The sequence below is a fragment of the Mesorhizobium silamurunense genome, assembly GCF_014843825.1.
GTDB classification, from domain to species: domain Bacteria; phylum Pseudomonadota; class Alphaproteobacteria; order Rhizobiales; family Rhizobiaceae; genus Mesorhizobium; species Mesorhizobium silamurunense.
Window position 1 is genome coordinate 25,076 of record NZ_JHQR01000126.1, and the last position, 19,517, is coordinate 44,592.

Here is a 19,517-nt window from a genome sequence, read left to right on the forward strand (position 1 = left end):
TCCTCCCTTACTTGTCCAGGTTCTTGCCGACGGCGCGCATGACGAAGAAGGCAACGATGTTGGCGAGAATGACGGCGATGATGCCGCCGGCGGACGCCTGGCCGATTTTGAATTCCAAAAGCGCCTTCTGGTAGACGAGGAAGGGCAGGTTGGTGGAGGCGTAGCCGGGGCCGCCATTGGTGGTGACCAGGATTTCGGCATAGACCGAGAGCAGGAAGATCGTCTGGATCAGGATGACGACGGTGATGGCGCGCGACATGTGCGGCAGCGTCAGGTAGATGAAGCGGCTGAGGAAGCCGGCGCCGTCCATCTCGGCCGCCTCCTTCTGCTCGCCGTCAAGCGACTGCAGGGAGGTGAGCAGGATCAGCGTCGCGAAGGGCAGCCACTGCCAGGCGACAATGAGGATGACCGCGGTCAGCGGATGCTGGCCGAACCAGTCAATGGGATTGACACCGAAGAAGCGGGCAATATCGGCGAAGACGCCGTATTGCGGGTGCATGATCATGTTCTTCCAGACAAGCGCTGCCACCGGCGGCATGACGAAGAAGGGCGAGATGACGAGGATGCGAACGATCCCCTGACCCCAGATCGGCTGGTCGAGAAGCATGGCCAAGAGGATGCCGCCGATCACGGTGATGACCAGCACGCTGACCACGATGGCGAGCGTGTTGAGGATCGACTGCAGGAAGGCCGGGTTGGAATAGAACAGCGCGTAGTTGGAGAAGCCGACGAAGCCGTCGCGGATCGGGTTCAGCGGATTGTACTGCTGGAACGAGAACCACAGGGTGAAGGCCAGCGGCACGATCATCCAAATGAACAGCAGGATCACCGACGGCGCCATCATGAAACGGGCGAGCGAACGGGTTTGCTGAGTAGCCATGATGGTCACCCTCCAAATGTCAGCCGGATCTTAGAGTCGTGCCACAATTTTCCTGATTGTGAAGGTGGCCGCCCGAACTGGGTTTCGGGCGGCCAATGCCGGTCATGATGCGCTTCCGGCGTTCGGCACCGGGAGGAGCCTTACTTGATGTAGCCGCCTTCCGTCATCGCCGCGGTGGCGGCGTCCTGGGCCTGCTTCAGCGCGTCGTCGACGCTCGACTGGCCGGCAAGAGCGGCGGAGAAGAGCTGGCCGACGGTGGTGCCGAGGCCCTGGAATTCAGGAATGGCCACAAACTGCACGCCGACATAGGGCACCGGCTTGACGGTCGGATGCGTCGGGTCGGCAGCGTTGATGGAGTCCAGCGTCATCTTTGCGAAGGGCGCTGCCTTCTGGTACTCCGGATTGTTGTAGAGCGAGGTGCGCGTTCCGGGCGGAACGTTGGCCCAGCCTTCCTTCGAGGCGACCAGTTCAGCATAGTGCTTGCTGGTGGCCCAGGACACGAACTTCTCGGCGGCGTCCGCCTTCTTGGTGCCGGCGGGGACAGCGAGCGACCAGGCCCACAGCCAGTTGCCGCGCTTGCCGAGGCCGGTGTCCGGCGCCAACGCATAGCCGACCTTGTCGGCGACCTTCGAGGCCTTCGGGTCCGAGACGAAGGAAGCGGCGACGGTGGCGTCGATCCACATGCCGCACTTGCCCTGCTGAAACAGCGCCAGGTTCTCGTTGAAGCCGTTGGACGAAGCGCCTTCCGGACCGTCGGCCTTCATCAGGTCGACATAGAACTGCAGTGTGTTCTTCCATTCCGGCTGATCGAACTGCGGCTTCCAGTTCTCGTCGAACCAGCGGGCGCCGAAGGAGTTCGACATGGCGGTGAGGAAGGCCATGTTCTCGCCCCAGCCGGCCTTGCCGCGCAGGCACACGCCGTTCACGCCATTGGCGCGGTCGGTCATCTTGTCGGCGGCCTGCTTGATGAAGTCCCAGGTCGGCGCATCGGGCATCTTGAGGCCGGCCTTCTCCATCAGATCCTTGCGGTACATGACGAAGGAGCTTTCGCCGTAGAAGGGCGCGGCATAGAGCTTGCCGTCGACCGAGAGACCGCCGGCGATGGCCGGGATGATGTCCTTGACGTCGTAATCGTCGCCGAGCTTGTCGAGCGGCAAGAGCCAGCTCTGCTTGGCCCAGATCGGGACCTCGTAGGTGCCGATGGTCATCACGTCGTACTGGCCGCCCTTGGTGGCGATGTCGGTGGTGACGCGCTCGCGCAGCACGTTCTCTTCAAGCGTGACCCAGTTGAGCTGGATGTCGGGGTTAGCCTTGGTGAAGTCGTCCGTCAGCTTCTGCATGCGGACCATGTCGCCATTGTTGACCGTGGCGATGGTGATGGATTCGGCATGCGCGGCGAGCGCAAGGGCGCTGGCCGACAACAGGCCCAGGGTGAGCGTGCGAAGTTTCATCAATTCCTCCCTAAAACCAAGATGAGCATTTGCCTTGGCTGTGGGCAATTACTCACTAAATGTGAATTATGTCAAGCCGGAATCGATGCTGCAGCGCAGCACAAAACGATACCGCGCCCGGCAGGGCAGCGCGGCGAAGATCCGGCTCGGAGGTTGGTTGTCTCGTCCGGTTACTGGCAGGCGATCTCGGCGAGGATCCAGTCGCGGAAGGCACGTATCTTCGGCACGTTGCGCCGGGCCGTGGGATAGACCAGCCAGTAGGCATGGCCGTCATCGCCGACGAGATCGAAGGGCTGGATCAGCCTGCCGTCGGCAAGCTCGTTCTTGAACAGCGCCCTGGTCAGGATCGCCACGCCGTGGCCGGCCATGGCGGCGTTCGCCTCGTAGGCCTGCGCGCCCATGCTGGAGCCCGGCCGCTTGGCGAGGTCGTGCCCAGCGACACCGGCGGCCTCGAACCATTGCGCCCACCAGACATCGCCAGGATCAAGGATCGGCAATCGCAAAAGATCCGCCGGCTCCTTGACGCCGCCAATGCTCGCCGCAAGCTTCGGGCTCAGCATCGGTGTGAAATCGGCGTCGAGCAGTTTGTGTGCCTCCAGGCCCGGCCATTTGCCGCCGCCAGAGCGGATGGCGAGATCGACATCCTCGCGCGCGAAATCGGTCAGGCGGCTCGACGTATCGAGCCGCACGGCAAGTGCTGGATGAGCAAGCTGGAAGGAGCCCAGATGCTGCGCCAGCCAGTTCGAGGCAAAGGTCAGCACGGTGGTTACGCACAGCAAGCCGTCGGCGCCGCCACGCGCGGCGGCGTAGGCCTGACCCAGAATGGCAAAGGCCTCGCTGACGGCGGGCGCCAGGCGCCGGCCGGGCTCGGTCAGTTCGATCTGCTTGGGACGGCGCAGGAACAACGGCGCGCCGATGCGCTCCTCGAGCAGCTTGATCTGGTAGCTGGCGGCGGCCTGGGTCATGCCGAGTTCCTGCGCTGCCCTGGTGAAGGAGAGATGCCGGGCCACGGCTTCGAACACCCGGATCGCCTGCAGTGGCGGTAGCGGCGCGAGCTGCGGGGAGCTCAGATCGGGCATAAAACCTCCTTATGGGTCATGATCGAGGTTTAATTGGAAGCGTGAAGCTGCCAACCCGATATTTGGGGTCGACGATCAATCCAGTTCAAGCATGGCGAAGGCTGACGATCATGACCACGATGCAGGAAAAAATCGTTTCGACCCCGGCACGCAGTTGGATTTCGCTGCTGGCGCGTGAATTTTCATTGTTCGCCAGCCGCAAGCGCGGCTTTATCGATGTGCGGGAATTGTCGGAACACCTTCAGCGCGACATGGGATTTCTCGACGGTAACGATCCGCGCGGCCGCTCGCAATAGCCGGCTCCTTTTATCGGTCGCGTGAATTGCTCGGCTCAGATCATGCGCCGGCAAGCAGGGCTTCGGCCGTCCGCTCATCGGTGATGAGGCCGTTGACCAGCCGCCGGTTCACGGCGGCGAGGATGCCCGGCAGCTTGCGCTCGCCCATGGCCAGCGCGATGACCAGCGATTTCTCGCGCGACGGCAAGGCGGCGGACGACACGCGGTCGTTGGTGATGCCTTCGATCATGCGGCCCTCGCGGTCGAACACCCAGCCGACGATCTCGGCGACGCCGCCGGCCTTCTGCAGAGCCTTGAGCTCCCCTTCCGAAATGAAGCCGTCCTCGTAAAGCGGCGCCTTCGGGCCGAGATCGCCGATGCCGACGAAGGTGACGTCGGCCTCCGCGGCAAGCGCCAGCGTCGGCTGGATCATCGGCTGGCTGAGCAGCATGTCGCGCTCTTCCGGCGAGGAGGCGATGACCGGCAGCGGCATCGGGAAGGACCGCGCCTTGACGCGGTCGGCCATGGTGAAGATGACGTTGTAGAAGGCGGCCGAGCCGTCGGGCGAGATATTGCCGGTCAAGGACACGACCTTGTGCTGCGGGCACTCCATCGGCGGCAGCTGCTCGATCGCCGCCTTCAGCGTGCGCCCGGTGCCGATCGCCATGACGATGGGGGTCGCCGAACGCAGCCGCCGTTCGATCTCGGCCGCGGCCGCCTCGGCAACACCGGTCGTCGTCGAGGACGAGGTCGGGTCGCTCGGCACAACTTCCACCAGGTCGAGCGCGAAGCGCGACTTCAGCCGCGCGGCAAGGTCGAGGCAATTGGCGATCGGATGATCGACGCGGACCTTGATCAGGCCCTCCGACATCGCCAGCGACACGAGCCGCTGCGCCGTCTGCCTGGAAATGCCGAGCTTGGCGGCGATCTGATCTTGCGTGTTGCCGGCAACATAGTAGAGCCAGCCGGCGCGCGCGGCGTCGTCCAACCTGGTGCTGCCGGTTTCCTGTCGCGAGTTCACATCCTGCCTCCCCAGCCCGCGCTTTGGCGGGCGCTCTAGATTACAGCGAAAGCGGTTATGCGCAATTGTCAATTGAAAGGGCAATTGCTTGCGGCGTGCAGCAACCACGAACGGACCAATTCGCCCTTGCATCGACCATTTGCCGGACGGACGGTTTATCTCGGCCGGGAAACCGATTAAGGGGATCGGCAAAAGGAGCCTTGCATGACGCCGAAAGCGGTTTTCTGGGATATGGACGGAACGCTCGTCGACAGCGAGCCGCTGCATGAGGCAGCACTTGTGGCCGCGTTGCGCAGTGTGGGCATAGCGCCGCCGACCGACCTCCACGAACGGGTGCTTGGCGTCGCGGCATGGCCGGTCTACGAGATGCTGCGCGACCAGTTCGGCCTCGCCCTGCCCTTCGACGACTGGATCGTGCGCAAATACGACCACTACCTGCCGATGGCCGAGACGCTGAGGCCGCGCCCGGGCGCGATCGAGGTGTTCAACGAATTGCGGGCGCTGGGGGTCGAGCAGGCGGTGGTGTCCAATTCCGACCGGCTGATCGTCGACGCCAATCTCGGCGCGGTCGGTCTCGTCTATCCCGGCATGCACACGGTGAGCCGCAACGACGTGCGCCAAGGCAAGCCGCATGCGGAACCCTTCCTGCGCGCCGCCTATCTCGCCGGCGTCGATCCGGCCCACGCGGTCGCGGTCGACGACAGCCGCACCGGCGCCATGGCCGGACTGGCCGCGGGCATGAAGACGATCTTCTGGCCGGAAGCGCCGATGGAAGGACCGCCCGGCGCTATCGTGATCAACAGCGCCGATGAGCTGCGGGCGCAGTTGGGGCTCTGAACAAACTTTCCGGGCGTTGGCGCTGCCCCTCATCCGCCTACCGGCACCTTCTCCCCGTGAACGGGGAGAAGGAAGAAGTTTGATGTCAGTTCCGGTAGACCGGCTCTTCCTCGTCGAGGATCGCCTTCAGCTCGGAAAGATGGCGCTCGGCCTGGCCGGGATAGTCGTCCATCTCGCTTGCCGTCTTTTCCGCGATCTCGTCGGAGAGCGTGCGCAGCGGCCGGCCGGTCCACAGCGCCTTGATGTAGGTCTCGGCGGCACGCTCGAAATAGTACATGCGGTTGAAGGTGTCGGCGACCGTGTCGCCGATGACCATCACGCCGTGATTGCCCATGACCATCACCTTGACCTTGGGATCGACGAGCAGTTTCGAGCAGCGCTCGCCCTCCTCCTCGAAGGCGAGCCCGCCATAGTGCGCGTCGACGACATGGCGGTTGAAGAACATGGCCGAGTTCTGGTCGATCGGCGGCAGCGTCGAGTCGGCCAGCGAGGCAAGCACGGTGGCATGGATCGAATGCACATGCATGGCACAGCGCGCATGCGGCACGTTGCGGTGGATGGCGCCGTGCAGGCCCCAGGCGGTCGGGTCGGGCGCGTTGGGGCCGGACAGCGTGTCGGGATCGTTGGCGTCGATCAGAAGCAGGTCGCTCGCCTTGATGCGCGAGAAGTGCACCTGGTTGGGGTTCATCAGGAATTTCGTGCCGTCCTCGTTGACCGACAGCGAAAAGTGGTTGGCCACCGCCTCATGCATGTTGAGCCGCGCCGTCCAGCGGAAGGCAGCGGCGAGATCCACGCGCTCCTCGTAGTAGGGCAGGTTGGTCAGCGGTTCCTTCAGGCGCGCAACGCTCATGGATAATCCTCCGGGTTTTCCGAAGAATGCCGCGCGGAGCCATGGCCAGCAACCGCAAACTGGTAGGTCAGGCTCCTCCGCGTCAGGCTGCGGGCCGCGCCGTCTGCAGCCCGCCCTGCTCGACGATGAAGCTGATCACCTCCTGCAGGCCCTTGCCGCGCGACAGGTCGGTGAAGCCGAAGGGCCGCTTGCCGCGCATGCGGGCCGCGTCCGCTTCCATGACGTCGAGGTTGACGTTCACATAGGGCGCAAGGTCGCTCTTGTTGATGATCAGGAAATCCGAGCGGGTGATGGCCGGGCCGCCCTTTCTCGGGATTTCCTCGCCCTGGCAGACCGAAATCACGTAAAGCGTGAGGTCGGCAAGATCCGGCGAGAAGGTGGCGGCAAGATTGTCACCGCCGGACTCGATGAAGACGATGTCGAGGTCGGGGAATTTCTTGTTCAGCTCGGCGATCGCCCGCAAATTGATCGAAGCGTCCTCGCGGATGGCGGTGTGCGGGCAGCCGCCGGTCTCGACGCCGACGATGCGCTCCTCCGGTAGCGCCTGCAGGCGGGCCAGCATCATGGCGTCTTCCTTGGTGTAGATGTCGTTGGTGACAACGGCGATCGAAAACTGGTCGCGCAGCGCCTTGCAGAGCTTTTCGGTGAGCGTCGTCTTGCCGGAACCGACGGGACCGCCGATGCCGATACGCAGGGGACCGTTGGCTTGTGTCATGCCGGAAACTCCGTGATGGCGAGGACTGCGAAGCCCAGCCCGATCAGCAGGCAGAGCGGCGAATAGAGGCGCTGGTCCAACCGCGCGAAAGGCTGCTCCGGGGTCAGCCGGCGCCACCAGGGCGTGAAGCCGGCGATACCGCGGCCGAGGAAGACGAGGCCGATGAGCAGCGCGGTGGCTGCGAGCCCTTCTTTCGGGAAAGGCGCAGCGAAGACGCCTGCGAGCGCCAACGGCCACAGCGTGGCGAGCGCCAGGCACGCGGCCACGGCGAAGCTCGCAAAGGCCGAGGGCATTTCATCGACACCGTGGAAGCCGACGACGGCACGCGCGCAGGATGCCGAATCGGTGCCGGGCCAGATGCCGCCTATGCCCCAATAGACATGCAGCGTGGTGATCAGGAGCAGGACGAAGGAGAGGAGGAAGGCGAGAATGGTCATGAGCGAAACAGCCGCGAATACTGCGTTTCGTGCTTCATCGCCATGATGTCGGACATGAAAGTCGAGCCGCCGAGATCATCCAGTGAGGACTTCGCGGCACGGGCGGCCGTGGTGATGGTCAAAGCCTCGAAGCCGGCTAACAATTCGACGGCATCGGTCTGTCCGACAACGCCAAGCCTGATCGCGGCCTGCACGAGATTGGAGAAGAATGCTTGCAGGAAGGCGGACAGCGCATCCGCAAGGCCGATGCCGTGGCTGCCGGCAACCGCCCCGACGGCAACGCAATAGGCGCAATCGGCAGGCAAGCGGTCCAACGCGGGACACGGCCAGGCGGACGCCGCCTTGAGGAAGGCCGCGCCCTGCAGCATGGTTTCGAGGTGCCGTTCCTGCGAGCCGGCGAGCGCTTCGGCAAGCGCGGCAACTTCGTGGAGATCACCGCCGTCATGCGCGCGGCGCCAGCTTTCGGCAAACAGCACCGCATCGTTCCAGCCGGAGCCCATCTCGACCAGCGTTTCCAGCCAGGCAGCGAGATCCTGGCGGTCGGCAACAAGCCCGTCATGCACGGCGCGTTCCAGGCCATGGCTATAGGAGAAGCCGCCGACTGGAAAGGACGGCGACAGCCAGGCCATCAGCCGCAACAGGGCGATGCCGGAAGGCTGCTCAATCATGGTGATGGTGGTGACCATGATCATGGTGATGATGGTCGTGATCGTGACCATGATCAAGTGCGTGATGATCATGACCATGCCCATGGCCGGAATAGGCGCCGCGCACCGGACTGAACGGCAGCAAAACCTCGCTCACGGTGGCGCCGAGCCCTTCCAGCATCGCCTTGATGACATGGTCGCGCAGGATGAGGATGCGATCCGCCTCGATCGCCGCCGCGAGATGACGGTTGCCGATATGCCAGGCAAGCTCGGTGAGATGCACTGCGTCGCGGGCGCGGATGTCGTAGACCTCTTCCGGCGCCGCGACGATCTCGAGCTGGCGGCCGTCCTCCAGCACCAGCCGGTCGCCATTGTTCAAAGCCACCGGCTCGGGCAGATCGACCAGCACCTTGTCGCCGCCGGCGGTTTCGACGACGCGGCGGCGCAGATGCCGCTCGTCATGCGGCAACACAGCCTTGTCGTAGGGCGCGGCCGCTCCCGCCTTACCGGCTGGGAGCACCGAAACGGCGCGGGGAAATTTGGTGAAATCAGTGGTGATGTTGAGCTTCATTTCATGGATCCCCCATTGGCTTGCGCCCTTGCGCGGGCGGGGCGCGCCAAAATACGGTCGAAATAGGCATTGACCCGTTCGGATTCCATCGGAAACCTGCCGGCGCGCGCCCAACCGCCCATATCGCCGAGCAGCACGTCGACGGCCGAGAACCGCTCGCCCAGCGCGAAGGGCTTGTCGCCCAGGCGGCGATCCAGTGCCTTGAGTTCCGACGCGAAATCGTAAGCCGCGGCAGGGCCGACATCGACGCGCATTTCCTTGGGCAGCAGGAAGCGGTGGCGGAGCTTGTTCCACAGCGGCGCTTCGAGCTCGCTTTGGGCGAAATGCATCCAGGAATCCATCTCGGCGCGGCCGGCAAGGCCGGGATTGGCGCCCATGCCTTTATCGGCATGCTTGTCCGCCAGATAAACGCAGATCGCCGCCGAATCCGTGACCGTCAAATCGCCGTCGATCAGGATCGGCACCTTGCCCGAAGGGTTCAGCGCGTAAGCTTCCGGCGAGCGCAACTTGACCTCGACGAACTCATAGGGCTGCCCGAGCTCCTCGAGCATCCAGAGCACGCGGCTGACCCGGGAACCTCGCGATCCGACGGCCTTGTACATGGTTGAACCCTGTCTTTTACCGGACCCTAGCCCATCGCCACGTTAAGCCCAATGGCGCTCAGACGATGGTGTCGAAGAGCCGCAGGATGAAGGATATCTGGTAGACCAGGGCGGCCGCGACGAAGGCAATGTGGAAGCGGCGATCGCGCACCAGGATCGCTACCAGGCAAAGCGCCACGAAGACCGGCGTGCGGAACAGATATTCGTTGCCAAAGCGGGCGAAATGTTCCGGGCCTTTGAGCAGCGTGTCGATGACGTCGAGCAGATAGGTGGCACCAAGCAGGCCGAAGAACCAGGCGCGACGCGAGTAGAAGTAGTCCTCGTAGCTGGTGTAATCGAGCATCGAATCCGGAAACAGCAGCGCGCACATCAGGAAGAGCGTGATGGCGTAGAAGATGATGAAAAGGTACTTGCCGAAGGTCCAAGACTGGATGGCGTAGAGCCCGAACTCCCACCACCAGAAATGCACCAGCATCAGAAGCACCGAGCCGACCCAGGCGAGATGCACGGGATAGAGCTTGTACTGGCCGGGATGCTGGACGAGGCGGGCGACGCCGGACAGCAGGCGGGTGACGCCGAGGCCGATCACCATGCCCATGACGATGCGGATATGCGGAAAGATGTCGTGGGGCGAGGCGATTTCGGTAGCCATGGTTGTCCGCTATGCAGTTGCTCAACCGCATAGTGCAAGGTCCACCATCCAGCCGCAACGGAATTTGCCCGTTCACCGGAAACGCTACGTCAAAACAGAAAATACCGCTGCGCCATCGGCAGCACCGTCGCCGGCTCGCAGGTCAGTAGCTCGCCGTCGGCGCGGACCTCATAGGTTTCAGGGTCGACCTCGACATGCGGCGTGGCGTCGTTGAGCACCATCGAATGCTTGCCGATGCCGCCGCGCGTGTTCTCGACCGCGACCATGGCCTTCTCCACGCCCAGACTGCCCTGCAGGCCGGCATCGAAGGCGGCCCTCGAGACGAACGTCACCGAGGAGTTTGTCAGCGCCTTGCCGTAGGCGCCGAACATCGGCCGGTAGTGCATCGGCTGCGGCGTCGGGATCGAGGCATTGGGATCGCCCATCGGCGCCGCGGCGATGGTGCCGCCGACCAGCACCATCTCCGGCTTAACGCCGAAAAAGGCCGGGTTCCACAGCACGAGATCGGCGCGTTTGCCGACCGTGATGGAACCGATCTCTTTCGACAAGCCGTGCGCGATGGCCGGGTTGATGGTGTATTTGGCGATGTAGCGGCGGACGCGGAAATTATCGTTGTCGCCGGCTTCCTCAGGCAATGCGCCGCGCTGGCGCTTCATCTTGTCGGCGGTCTGCCAGCAGCGGATCGCGACCTCGCCGACCCGGCCCATGGCCTGACTGTCTGAGGAGATGATCGAAAAGGCGCCGATGTCGTGCAGGATGTCCTCGGCCGCGATCGTCTCCTTGCGGATACGGCTTTCGGCAAAGGCGATATCCTCGGGGATCGACGGCGACAGATGATGGCAGACCATCAGCATGTCGAGATGCTCGGCCAGCGTGTTGACGGTGTAGGGCCTCGTCGGATTGGTCGAGGACGGGATGACGTTGGGCAGGCCGCAGACCTTGATGATGTCGGGCGCATGGCCGCCGCCGGCGCCTTCGGTGTGGAAGGCGTGGATGGTGCGGCCCTTGATTGCCGCGACCGTGTTCTCGACGAACCCTGACTCGTTCAGCGTGTCGGTGTGGATCATCACCTGGACGTCATAGGCGTCGGCGACCGACAGGCAGCAGTCGATGGCGGCCGGCGTCGTGCCCCAGTCCTCGTGCAGCTTCAGCGAGCAGGCGCCGGCGAGCACCATTTCCTCCAGCGCCGCCGGCCGCGAAGCATTGCCCTTGCCGGACAGGCCGATGTTCATCGGGAAGGCGTCGAAGGACTGGATCATGCGCGCCATGTGCCAGGGGCCCGGCGTGCAGGTGGTGGCCAAGGTGCCATGCGCCGGACCGGTGCCGCCGCCGAGCATGGTGGTGATGCCGCTCATCAGCGCTTCCTCGATCTGCTGCGGACAGATGAAGTGGATATGCGCGTCGAAGCCGCCGGCGGTCACGATCTTGCCTTCGCCGGCGATGATCTCCGTGCCGGGGCCGATGATGATGGTGACGCCATCCTGCGTGTCCGGATTGCCGGCCTTGCCTATTGCCGCGATGCGGCCGTCCTTCAGGCCGATATCGGCCTTGATGATGCCCGCCAGCGCATCGACGACCAGCGCGTTGGTGATAGCAGTGTCCACGGCGCCCTCAGCCCGCGCGACCTGGCTCTGACCCATGCCGTCGCGAATGACCTTGCCACCGCCGAATTTCACCTCCTCGCCATGGACGGTGAAATCCTTCTCGACCTCGATGAAGAGCTCGGTGTCGGCAAGCCGCACCTTGTCGCCAACGGTCGGGCCGTACATCTGCGCATAGGCGGCGCGGGTTAATCTGGCCATCAGCGATTGCTCCCGAAAGTGAGGTTGCCGAAAGTAAAGTTAATTGGGCGTGGGGCGCACATTGTCGCCATCCAATGGTCACGCAATGACCCGCTCGGAGACACTTTCCGATCCCATTTGGCGGTTGAGGTGGGCGAGTCAGCCCAAAACGACCGTTTGCCAAACCGATGGAAGGAATATCCATGCGCAAGACGATACTTTTCGCGGCCGCTGCCAGCTTGGCGCTGGCGGGCGCGGCCAGCGCCCAGCAGCAACCCGCGCCCCAACCAAGCCCGGCGCCGGCCGCACCTGCTCCCGCCGCGCCCCAGGGCCAGACGCCCAAGCCGCCGACGATCGAGAGCGTCAACATCGTCGACATCACGGAGCTGCCCAAGGACACGCAGACGCAGGTCAACCAGATCGTGGCGCAGCGCGGCGACGCCGGCCTGCAGACTTTGCGCAAATCGATCGACGCGACGCCCAAAGTGAAGTCCGCGCTCGAAGCCAAGGGGATAAGTTCGGCGCAAGTCATCGCCGCCAGCCTGCAGCCAAATGGCGCGCTGACCCTGATCACCAAGAAGGCGAGCTGAATATCTATGCTGACGGGCCGATTGCAGGCCCGTCAGCAGCATCCCCAAGGGAACCTCCTGTCGACAAGACTCGTTTCGCCTTTTTCGCCCCGCCACAAGTTCAATCAGGAGCGAGCGATGACGAGCGCCCCATGCCTCGGAACCGGATTTGCCATGGCCATGCTTCTCGTGGCCGCCGCCCCAGCGTTCCCGGCGCAGCCTCTGGACAGCAACAAGCCGGCTTCGACGATCGTCGATTCGAATATTCGGGAGGAGGAGGCGCTGTCGAAGACGGAGGCCGGCAAAGTCATCTCGGCAATAGACCGCACGCGCGATAACATCGGCACGGTGCGCAAGACGACCAAGCTCGACACCGTGGACATTGTCTTCCTGACGGATGCCGCGCGCAGCGAGGGCGGCCCGCCGCCTGCGATCGAGAACAAGGTGAAGCAGCATCAGGACGACGTCGCGGAACTGCGCCAGGAAATCGAGGCGAACGCGCTGCTCTTCAACGCCATCGATTCGAGACGCGTGCTCGCCGAGGACGTGCTCGCCGTCGAGTTCGACAATCCCGGCAAGATCGTCATCTATGCGGCCGCCAAGCCTCCGAAGTGATTTGAGCGCGCCGCCGGACCTCACAGCTTGCCCATCACCTTCTGCTGAAATCCATAAACCTCGCGCTTGCCGCCGAGCGGCACCAGCGTGACATCGCGTTCCTGGCCCGGCTCGAAGCGCATGGCCGTGCCGGCGGCGATGTCGAGGCGCATGCCGCGGGCGCGTTCGCGGTCGAATTTCAGTCCTTCGTTGGTCTCGAAGAAATGATAGTGGCTGCCGACCTGGATCGGACGGTCGCCGCTGTTGGCGACCTTGAGCGTCACCGTCGGCAGGTCCTTGTTCAGCTCGATGTCGCCCTTTGCCGTGATGACTTCGCCCGGGATCATCGCGGCCTCACAGCACGCCGAAGGCAAGGCCGACGCCGACCGCCGCGCAGGCGGCGCCGGCAACACGCGCCAAGGCGCGGAAGCGGTGCCCAAGGCGGAGCGCGGCCGCGATGCCGATGGCATGAAGAAGCACCGTCGCGACGGCGAAACCCGCCATATATTCGAGGCCGCCGGCATTCTCCGGCACTTCGGTGCCATGCGCATGGCCGTGGAACAGTGCGAACACGCCGATGATGGCCACACCCGCCGAGACCCGCAGGTCGACCGCCAGCGCGACCAGCAATCCGAGCGCCACGACCGAGGCGAGGATACCCGGCTCGACGAAGGGCACCGGCACATGCAGCATACCGAGCGCGCCGCCGACCAGCATCACGCCGACAAAGGCGAGCGGCCACGCCAACACCGCCCGGCCGCCCTTCATCGCCGCCCACAGACCGACCGCGATCATCACCGCCATATGGTCGAGGCCGGACAGCGGATGCGCGAAACCGGTGGCGAAGGAAGAAGTCGCGCCGATGCCGACATGGGCGTAAGCCGGCATAGCGGCTGCCAGGAAGAGGATCGCGGCGAGCGTGGCGCGTTTTGTCGATACGGAGATCATGGGCGGGTCTTTCCTTCTGAACGTTGCCAGGTCAGGCGGCCTTGCGGGGGCCGCAGCCCTCGGCCTTGAGCACACGCTTGGTCGAGGCCGGATATTTCTTCAGCATCGCCGCGGGGCGGATCGGCCGCGGCGCAAAATTGCCGCCGCAGTTCGGGCACACGCCGCCGAGGACATTCTCCGCGCAACTGGCGCAGAAGGTGCATTCGAAGGTGCAGATCAGCGCATCCGTCGCCTCCGGCGGCAGATCCCTGTCGCAGCATTCGCAATTGGGCCTGAGTTCCAGCATCGGTCCTCCCTTCGCCTTATGGGCCTCACCGGATCGGTTCGTGCACGGTCACCAGCTTGGTGCCGTCGGGAAACGTCGCCTCGACCTGGACGTCGTGGATCATCTCGGCAATGCCGTCCATGACCTGGGCGCGGGTGACGACATGGGCGCCGGCCTCCATCAGTTCCGCCACCGGGCGGCCGTCGCGAGCGCCCTCGACGACGAAATCGGTGATCAGCGCGATCGCCTCGGGGTGGTTGAGCTTGACGCCGCGCTCCAGCCGCTTGCGCGCCACGATTGCCGCCATGGCGATGAGCAGCTTGTCCTTTTCACGCGGCGTCAGATTCATGCGTCTTCCCGGTATTCAACATCAACGTATTCGAGATCAGAGTGACCATAATTTGGGCAGGCCCGCCCGCCCGTTGAGCAGTTCGACGAGAGGAACCAGCCGCTTGCGGAGATGGTAGCCGTCGCCGGCGGTGAGCCTCGCAAGAAGCTTGCCAGATTGCCCGACGCTCCAGAAACTGGCGCCACCCCAGCCACCGATGATGGGGTCGCCGATGATCGCGCGCGCCGGCTCCAGCAGGGTTTCCGCACGCGGGGAGACAAGAAGCATCGTTGCAATTGCGCGCGCGCCACCGGCAACCGCCCGACGCCGGAGCCTGGCTGCGATATCCGGCCCGATGCGAAAATCCTCGGCATGGATGAGCCTGCCGTCCTGATAGACCCGCCAGCGATCGTGGAAATTGCCCTGGATCGTCTGTTCGCCCATCGCCAGCCGGCCAAACAAGGTCGCCTCCAACAGCAGCGCTTCGGCGCTGCCCGCAAGCTTCACATCGAGCGTCCTTGCAAAGGCCGCCCGGTCGAAAACGATCGTTTCCTGCGGCAGCCAGGCGATCCGACCGCCGGCGCCGACATCGAGGCTGACCGTCGTCTCGGCGCGATCGGATGCCGCGCGATAGACCTTCTCGCAGGCCTGGGTGGTGATCGAGGCCGAGGCGCCCTCGCCGACTTCGATCGCCCAGCCGAGCCGATCGCCGCCGGTCAATCCGCCGGCCGTGTTGATGAGCACCGCCTCGAGCGGGTCGCCTTGCACCGCCGGCATGCGAATCTTGGCCGAACCGTCCTGGTAGAGACGTTGAAGGCGGGTCCGGCCGCCGCTTTTGCCGCAGAAAAGCCTGCCTCGCCCGGCAACACGTTGGGCGGCAAGCGGAGTATCGTCGATCATGTCCACGGCGCCAACGTTAAGCACTCCGGCGGCTTTGTCGATATATAGCTTGTTGCTTGACATCGTTTCGGTTTCTATAGAGGGAGCCACCTTGGAGCGGTCACGCGATGCCTGGCGAGGTAGGGGCGACGACGTTAGTGACTCCAGGGACGAAGGGGCGCTGATCAGTTGGCGTCGGAAAACGACAGGGGAAGGAACCGAATGGCTGACCAGCTGACGACCGAAATCATCGAAAAGATCAAAGCCCATGCCGAGCCCGGCGGCGAGGAAATCACCGCCAGCACCGATCTCAACACGCTGGGGATCCATTCGCTGGAACTGACCGAGATCATCTTCGATCTCGAGGAGAAGTATGGCATCGAGATCGAGATGAACACGGTCGACGCCTGGAGCAACCTCAAGAACGTCGGCGACATGGTCGAGGCGGTTCGCGAGCTGATCGCGAAAAAAGCCTGATTGCATGCTCAAGCGCGTCGTCATCACCGGCATTGGTGGAATATGCGGGCTCGGCAACGATGTGCCGGCGATCTGGGACGCCATGCGCGCCGGCCGCTCGGCAATCGGCCCGATCGACAACCCTTCGCTGCATGACCTGAAGGTTAAGGTCGGCAGCGAAATCAAGGCGTTGCCCGATCACGGCATCGACCGCAAGCAAGTGGTGTCGATGGACCGTTTCAGCCTGCTGGCGGTGATCGCGGCGCGGGAGGCGATGCAACAGTCCGGATTGACCGCGCATGCCGACAACACCTACCGGATGGGCGCCATTGTCGGCGTCGGCGTCGCCGGCTTCGAGACGATCGAGGAGAACTACCGCGCGATCCTGATCGAAGGGCGCAACCGCGCCGCCATCTTCACCGTGCCGAAGGTGATGCCGGGAGCCGCCGCCGGCCAGGTCAGCATGAATCTCGGGCTGCGCGGTCCGGTGTTCGGCGTCACCTCGGCCTGCTCGTCGGCCAACCATGCCATCGCTGGCGCCGTCGACCAGATCAGGCTCGGCCGTGCCGACGTCATGGTCGCCGGCGGCACCGAAGCGCCGCTGGTCTGGGGCGTGCTCAAGGGCTGGGAAGCGCTGAGGGTGCTTTCGCCCGACACATGCAGGCCGTTCTCGGCCGACCGCCAGGGCCTGTCGCTAGGCGAAGGCGCCGGCATGGCGGTGCTGGAAAGCTACGACCACGCCATGGCGCGCGGCGCCACCATCCTGGCCGAGATCGCCGGCGCAGGCCTGTCGGCCGACGCCTCCGACATCGTCGCGCCGACAGTCGAGGGACCGGAAGCGGCGATGCGCTTCTGCCTGGTGGATGCCGGGCTCAATCCCGAGGATGTCGACTATCTCAACGCGCATGGCACCGGCACCAAGGCCAACGACCAGATCGAGACCGCAGCGATCAAGCGCGTCTTCGGCGAGCATGTCGGCACTCTGTCGGTTTCCTCGACCAAGTCGATGCATGCGCATTGTCTCGGCGCATCGGGCGGGCTGGAGATGATCGCCTGCGTCATGGCCATCCGCGACGGCATCGTGCCGCCGACCGCCAATTTCCGCGAGCCCGACCCCGAATGCGACCTCGACGTGACGCCTAACGTGGCGCGCGAGCGCAAGGTGCGCGCAGCACTGAGCAACAGTTTTGCTTTCGGCGGCACCAATGCGGTGCTGGCGTTCAAGGCGATCTGATACGCGCGCCTGCCATTCGCCGGAAAGCGCTTCCATCTTAGAGCGGGTTTAGCCTCCCCTCTAAGTTTTTTTCGCGCAAATCCGGACGGAACCGCTACGCACCTTTCCTGGAATTGCTCCAGAGCCCTGCCTTGGTTGACTGTCCGTGCACGGCAGGCCGATTGCCGGCATATTGATCCCGAAGGGCCGGGATCCTAATTCTTGCCCACCCGCCACGCGCGCCGCCCGGCGCCGATCTGCATCCGGAGCCCCCGATGACCAACCTGTCCGCCTTTCCGATCGCCAAGCGCTGGCCGGCCAAGCACCCCGACCGGCTGCAGCTCTATTCCTCCCCGACGCCCAACGGCGTCAAGATATCGATCGCGCTGGAAGAGATCGGCCTGCCTTACGAGCCGCACTATGTCGACATCGGCAAGAATGAGAGCTGGACGCCGGAATTCCTGTCGCTCAACCCGAACGGCAAGATACCGGCAATCATCGACCCGAACGGTCCCGACGGGAAGCCGATCGGGCTGTTCGAATCCGGCGCCATCCTGCTTTACCTCTCGGACAAGACCGGCAAGCTGATCCCGGCCGATCCGATCCGGCGCTACGAGACCATCCAATGGGTGTTCTTCCAGATGGCCGCGATCGGCCCGATCTTCGGCCAGGTCGGCTTCTTCAACAAATTCGCCGGGCGCGAGATCGCCGACAAGCGGCCGCTGGAACGCTATCGCGACGAGTCGCGGCGACTGATCGGCGTTTTGGAAACGCGGCTCACGGGCCGGCAATGGATCATGGATGATGCGTTCACCATCGCCGATGTCGCGACGCTCGGCTGGGTGCGCAACCTGATCGGCTTCTACGAGGCGCGCGACCTCGTCGGCTTCGACGATTTCCCGACCGTCGCGGCATGGCTGGAACGGGGCCTTGCACGGCCGGCCGTGCAGAGGGGCCTGACCATCCCGGCGAGGGGTTGAGAGAGCCTATTTCGTCCTGGTTTTGGCGCGGCCCCGGCCGAGCATGGAAGCGGCAAGCCGAGCCGTGGCCACCACCGCGCCCGTCGCAACGCTTGCGACGGTGCGAATCGGGCCGGACTTCGCTGTCGGCTTATGTGGCTTCGCGGCTTTTGCGGCGGTCTTGTGCGATGCGCCGGGCACCACTTTCTTGGGCGCGGCCTTGCCGAAAGCCGGCTTGGCGTCCTTGGAGCGCTCAGCGACCGCAGGGCCGGCACCGGCCCTCGATTGCGTTGTCCTGGATTGATTGGCCCTGCTTCTCGCGGGCGCGGGTTTTCTGGTCTTGGTTGCCATCAGACGGTTCCCTTACGCCGGACAATTGGGGAGTACGGCCATAACGACCTGTAAGTCTTAAGGTTCCCGTCCAAAAATACTGAAAATTGAGCGGGTTAACCAATCACCAGATCGGCTTGCCTGCGGCGCGCCAGCACGCGCTCGATGTTGGGCATGTCGTTGGAGGCGATCCAGGCGCGGGCGTCCTCGTCGGACTTGCCGTGGTCGCGCCAGCGCTCCATCAGGCGGCGCTCGAGCTCGTTGCGCGGCACGTCGACGAAGATAGTGAAATCGAACAGCGGCGCGAGCCGCGACCAGGGCTCCTCGTCGAGGAGCAGATAATTGCCTTCGACCAGGATGAACTTGGCGTCGGCGGAAATGATCTCGGCCGCGGCGCGCGACAGTTCGATGCTGCGGTCGAAGACCGGAATGGCGATGTCAGGCTCGCCGGAGCGGATGCGCTTCAAAAGCGTCTCGAAGCCGGCGAAGTCGAAGGTTTCCGGCGCGCCCTTGCGCGCGCGCAGGCCGCGCCGGTTGAGCACGATGTCGTCATAGTGGAAGCCGTCCATAGGCACGACTTCGGACGTGCCTTCCGGCAGCAATTCGTGCAACCTGCCCGATATGGTCGACTTGCCGGCTCCCGGCGGGCCGGCAATGGCAACGACGAAACGCTTGGCTTTGCCGGCGCGCTTGAAGATTTCGGCAGTGATATGGGCCAAGTCAGACATCAGCGCCTCTTCGCTAGCGACTCCGGCCGCATCTTGGCGGCAGCCGCCGAAAATTTCAAACCCGGATTAGCCCGACGGGTCTCAGGCCGGAACCGAACGCCCGATGCGCAGGAACTCTCGGTCGAACGGCACCTCCCGCGCTGTCTTGCCAGCGGCAAGGATGCGCAATCGGTCGGGCGCCGATTCGAGGTCGGCCGGCGGCTCGGCGTCGGCGAACGGAACCGCGCCGATAACATGGCGGAAGGAGACGCTGCGCCCTTCCGCAAGGGCGAAGGCCGTCGCCACGCCTTCATGCTTCAGCCAGTTGTCGCCGAGCGAGGCGGCGTGGCCGACCGCGGCGCGGCCGTCCTCGATGCCGAGCACGCCGACATGGCGGCCGCTCCAGGGCGCATAGTCGCGCCCGCCATTGCTGAACCAGAGCATGGTGACCGGCAGCTCGGCCGGGTTCTT

Annotated in this window: 26 protein-coding genes and 1 pseudogene; 7 read left to right on the plus strand and 20 right to left on the minus strand. The window is 64.4% G+C overall.

What is annotated here, in order from left to right; all coding sequences use genetic code 11:
• Positions 1-7: 7 nt before the first annotated feature.
• The 3 genes from DH10_RS14865 to DH10_RS14875 all read right to left on the minus strand — a co-directional run bounded on the left by DH10_RS14865 (position 8) and on the right by DH10_RS14875 (position 3,410).
• Positions 8-880: a carbohydrate ABC transporter permease gene (locus DH10_RS14865; protein ID WP_192253688.1), complete on the minus strand. Its 873-nt coding sequence runs from the start codon at positions 878-880 to the stop codon at positions 8-10.
• 140 nt (positions 881-1,020) lie between these two features.
• A complete protein-coding gene (locus DH10_RS14870; RefSeq protein WP_192253689.1) occupies positions 1,021-2,331 on the minus strand; it encodes an ABC transporter substrate-binding protein in 1,311 nt (436 codons plus the stop codon).
• Between the two features lie 170 nt (positions 2,332-2,501).
• Positions 2,502-3,410, minus strand: a complete 909-nt coding sequence (locus DH10_RS14875; RefSeq protein ID WP_192253691.1) for a LysR substrate-binding domain-containing protein — start codon at positions 3,408-3,410, stop codon at positions 2,502-2,504.
• A 110-nt stretch (positions 3,411-3,520) separates the two neighbouring features.
• Between DH10_RS14875 and DH10_RS14880 the strand changes: the two genes are divergently transcribed.
• A complete protein-coding gene (locus DH10_RS14880) occupies positions 3,521-3,706 on the plus strand; it encodes a hypothetical protein (RefSeq protein WP_192253693.1) in 186 nt (61 codons plus the stop codon).
• Positions 3,707-3,746: 40 nt separating this feature from the next.
• On the opposite strand, the gene DH10_RS14885 is transcribed toward DH10_RS14880, so the two are convergent.
• The gene (locus tag DH10_RS14885; RefSeq protein ID WP_192253695.1) at positions 3,747-4,706 is read right to left on the minus strand and encodes a sugar-binding transcriptional regulator; all 960 of its coding nucleotides are present in this window, start codon (positions 4,704-4,706) and stop codon (positions 3,747-3,749) included.
• A gap of 204 nt (positions 4,707-4,910) precedes the next feature.
• Here DH10_RS14885 and DH10_RS14890 point away from each other — a divergent pair, with 204 nt between their 5' ends.
• Entirely contained in the window at positions 4,911-5,543 is a 633-nt protein-coding gene (locus DH10_RS14890) for an HAD family hydrolase (RefSeq protein WP_192253697.1), read from the plus strand.
• A gap of 85 nt (positions 5,544-5,628) precedes the next feature.
• Here DH10_RS14890 and DH10_RS14895 read toward each other — a convergent pair whose 3' ends face one another.
• The 8 genes from DH10_RS14895 to ureC form a co-directional block, all read right to left on the minus strand.
• Positions 5,629-6,393 carry a class II aldolase and adducin N-terminal domain-containing protein gene (locus DH10_RS14895; RefSeq protein ID WP_192253699.1) on the minus strand — a complete coding sequence of 255 codons (765 nt, stop codon included), beginning with the start codon at positions 6,391-6,393 and terminating at the stop codon, positions 5,629-5,631.
• Positions 6,394-6,475: 82 nt separating this feature from the next.
• Positions 6,476-7,108 carry an urease accessory protein UreG gene (gene ureG / locus DH10_RS14900; RefSeq protein WP_192253701.1) on the minus strand — a complete coding sequence of 211 codons (633 nt, stop codon included), beginning with the start codon at positions 7,106-7,108 and terminating at the stop codon, positions 6,476-6,478.
• Complete coding sequence (locus DH10_RS14905) at positions 7,105-7,545, minus strand: DUF3995 domain-containing protein (protein WP_192253703.1); 441 nt, start codon at positions 7,543-7,545, stop codon at positions 7,105-7,107. Before DH10_RS14905 ends, ureG begins: the two co-directional genes overlap by 4 nt.
• Positions 7,542-8,264: an urease accessory protein UreF gene (locus DH10_RS14910; RefSeq protein WP_192253705.1), complete on the minus strand. Its 723-nt coding sequence runs from the start codon at positions 8,262-8,264 to the stop codon at positions 7,542-7,544. The genes DH10_RS14905 and DH10_RS14910 overlap by 4 nt, the downstream gene beginning before the upstream one ends.
• Entirely contained in the window at positions 8,206-8,763 is a 558-nt protein-coding gene (locus DH10_RS14915) for an urease accessory protein UreE (protein WP_192253707.1), read from the minus strand. Before DH10_RS14915 ends, DH10_RS14910 begins: the two co-directional genes overlap by 59 nt.
• On the minus strand, positions 8,760-9,365 hold the full coding sequence (locus DH10_RS14920; protein WP_192253709.1) for a glutathione S-transferase family protein: 606 nt from the start codon (positions 9,363-9,365) through the stop codon (positions 8,760-8,762). The genes DH10_RS14915 and DH10_RS14920 overlap by 4 nt, the downstream gene beginning before the upstream one ends.
• Positions 9,366-9,423: 58 nt before the next feature.
• Positions 9,424-10,017, minus strand: a complete 594-nt coding sequence (locus DH10_RS14925; protein WP_192253711.1) for a hypothetical protein — start codon at positions 10,015-10,017, stop codon at positions 9,424-9,426.
• A gap of 89 nt (positions 10,018-10,106) precedes the next feature.
• Positions 10,107-11,819: an urease subunit alpha gene (gene ureC, locus DH10_RS14930; protein ID WP_376774890.1), complete on the minus strand. Its 1,713-nt coding sequence runs from the start codon at positions 11,817-11,819 to the stop codon at positions 10,107-10,109.
• 182 nt (positions 11,820-12,001) lie between these two features.
• Here ureC and DH10_RS14935 point away from each other — a divergent pair, with 182 nt between their 5' ends.
• On the plus strand, positions 12,002-12,388 hold the full coding sequence (locus tag DH10_RS14935; protein WP_192253713.1) for a hypothetical protein: 387 nt from the start codon (positions 12,002-12,004) through the stop codon (positions 12,386-12,388).
• 153 nt (positions 12,389-12,541) lie between these two features.
• The gene (locus DH10_RS14940; RefSeq protein WP_246811564.1) at positions 12,542-12,982 is read left to right on the plus strand and encodes a hypothetical protein; all 441 of its coding nucleotides are present in this window, start codon (positions 12,542-12,544) and stop codon (positions 12,980-12,982) included.
• A 20-nt stretch (positions 12,983-13,002) separates the two neighbouring features.
• Here DH10_RS14940 and DH10_RS14945 read toward each other — a convergent pair whose 3' ends face one another.
• Genes DH10_RS14945 through DH10_RS14965 form a run of 5 tightly spaced genes read right to left on the minus strand, consistent with a single transcriptional unit; the run spans position 13,003 to position 15,402 of the window.
• Positions 13,003-13,308, minus strand: a complete 306-nt coding sequence (locus DH10_RS14945; RefSeq protein WP_192253721.1) for an urease subunit beta — start codon at positions 13,306-13,308, stop codon at positions 13,003-13,005.
• A 7-nt stretch (positions 13,309-13,315) separates the two neighbouring features.
• Positions 13,316-13,909, minus strand: coding sequence for a HupE/UreJ family protein (locus DH10_RS14950; RefSeq protein WP_192253723.1), 594 nt, complete (start codon positions 13,907-13,909; stop codon positions 13,316-13,318).
• Between the two features lie 31 nt (positions 13,910-13,940).
• Positions 13,941-14,195: a DUF1272 domain-containing protein gene (locus DH10_RS14955; RefSeq protein ID WP_192253725.1), complete on the minus strand. Its 255-nt coding sequence runs from the start codon at positions 14,193-14,195 to the stop codon at positions 13,941-13,943.
• Between the two features lie 25 nt (positions 14,196-14,220).
• The gene (locus DH10_RS14960) at positions 14,221-14,523 is read right to left on the minus strand and encodes an urease subunit gamma (RefSeq protein WP_095805092.1); all 303 of its coding nucleotides are present in this window, start codon (positions 14,521-14,523) and stop codon (positions 14,221-14,223) included.
• A 36-nt stretch (positions 14,524-14,559) separates the two neighbouring features.
• Positions 14,560-15,402 (minus strand): urease accessory protein UreD, encoded by an 843-nt coding sequence (locus tag DH10_RS14965; RefSeq protein WP_210325220.1) that lies wholly within the window; start codon positions 15,400-15,402, stop codon positions 14,560-14,562.
• A 201-nt stretch (positions 15,403-15,603) separates the two neighbouring features.
• Between DH10_RS14965 and DH10_RS14970 the strand changes: the two genes are divergently transcribed.
• The 3 genes from DH10_RS14970 to DH10_RS14980 all read left to right on the plus strand — a co-directional run bounded on the left by DH10_RS14970 (position 15,604) and on the right by DH10_RS14980 (position 18,030).
• Positions 15,604-15,858, plus strand: a complete 255-nt coding sequence (locus tag DH10_RS14970; RefSeq protein ID WP_126086459.1) for an acyl carrier protein — start codon at positions 15,604-15,606, stop codon at positions 15,856-15,858.
• 4 nt (positions 15,859-15,862) lie between these two features.
• On the plus strand, positions 15,863-17,071 hold the full coding sequence (locus DH10_RS14975; RefSeq protein ID WP_192253727.1) for a beta-ketoacyl-[acyl-carrier-protein] synthase family protein: 1,209 nt from the start codon (positions 15,863-15,865) through the stop codon (positions 17,069-17,071).
• A 254-nt stretch (positions 17,072-17,325) separates the two neighbouring features.
• Positions 17,326-18,030, plus strand: coding sequence for a glutathione S-transferase family protein (locus DH10_RS14980; RefSeq protein WP_192253729.1), 705 nt, complete (start codon positions 17,326-17,328; stop codon positions 18,028-18,030).
• A gap of 6 nt (positions 18,031-18,036) precedes the next feature.
• Here the strand turns inward: DH10_RS14980 and DH10_RS14985 are convergent, their stop codons facing one another.
• The 3 genes and pseudogenes from DH10_RS14985 to DH10_RS14995 form a co-directional block, all read right to left on the minus strand.
• On the minus strand, positions 18,037-18,360 hold the full coding sequence (locus DH10_RS14985) for a hypothetical protein (protein ID WP_192253731.1): 324 nt from the start codon (positions 18,358-18,360) through the stop codon (positions 18,037-18,039).
• 95 nt (positions 18,361-18,455) lie between these two features.
• Positions 18,456-19,067, minus strand: a complete 612-nt coding sequence (locus DH10_RS14990) for a nucleoside triphosphate hydrolase (protein WP_192253733.1) — start codon at positions 19,065-19,067, stop codon at positions 18,456-18,458.
• Between the two features lie 81 nt (positions 19,068-19,148).
• Positions 19,149-19,517 (minus strand): annotated as a pseudogene (locus DH10_RS14995) (hypothetical protein); the annotation flags it as partial.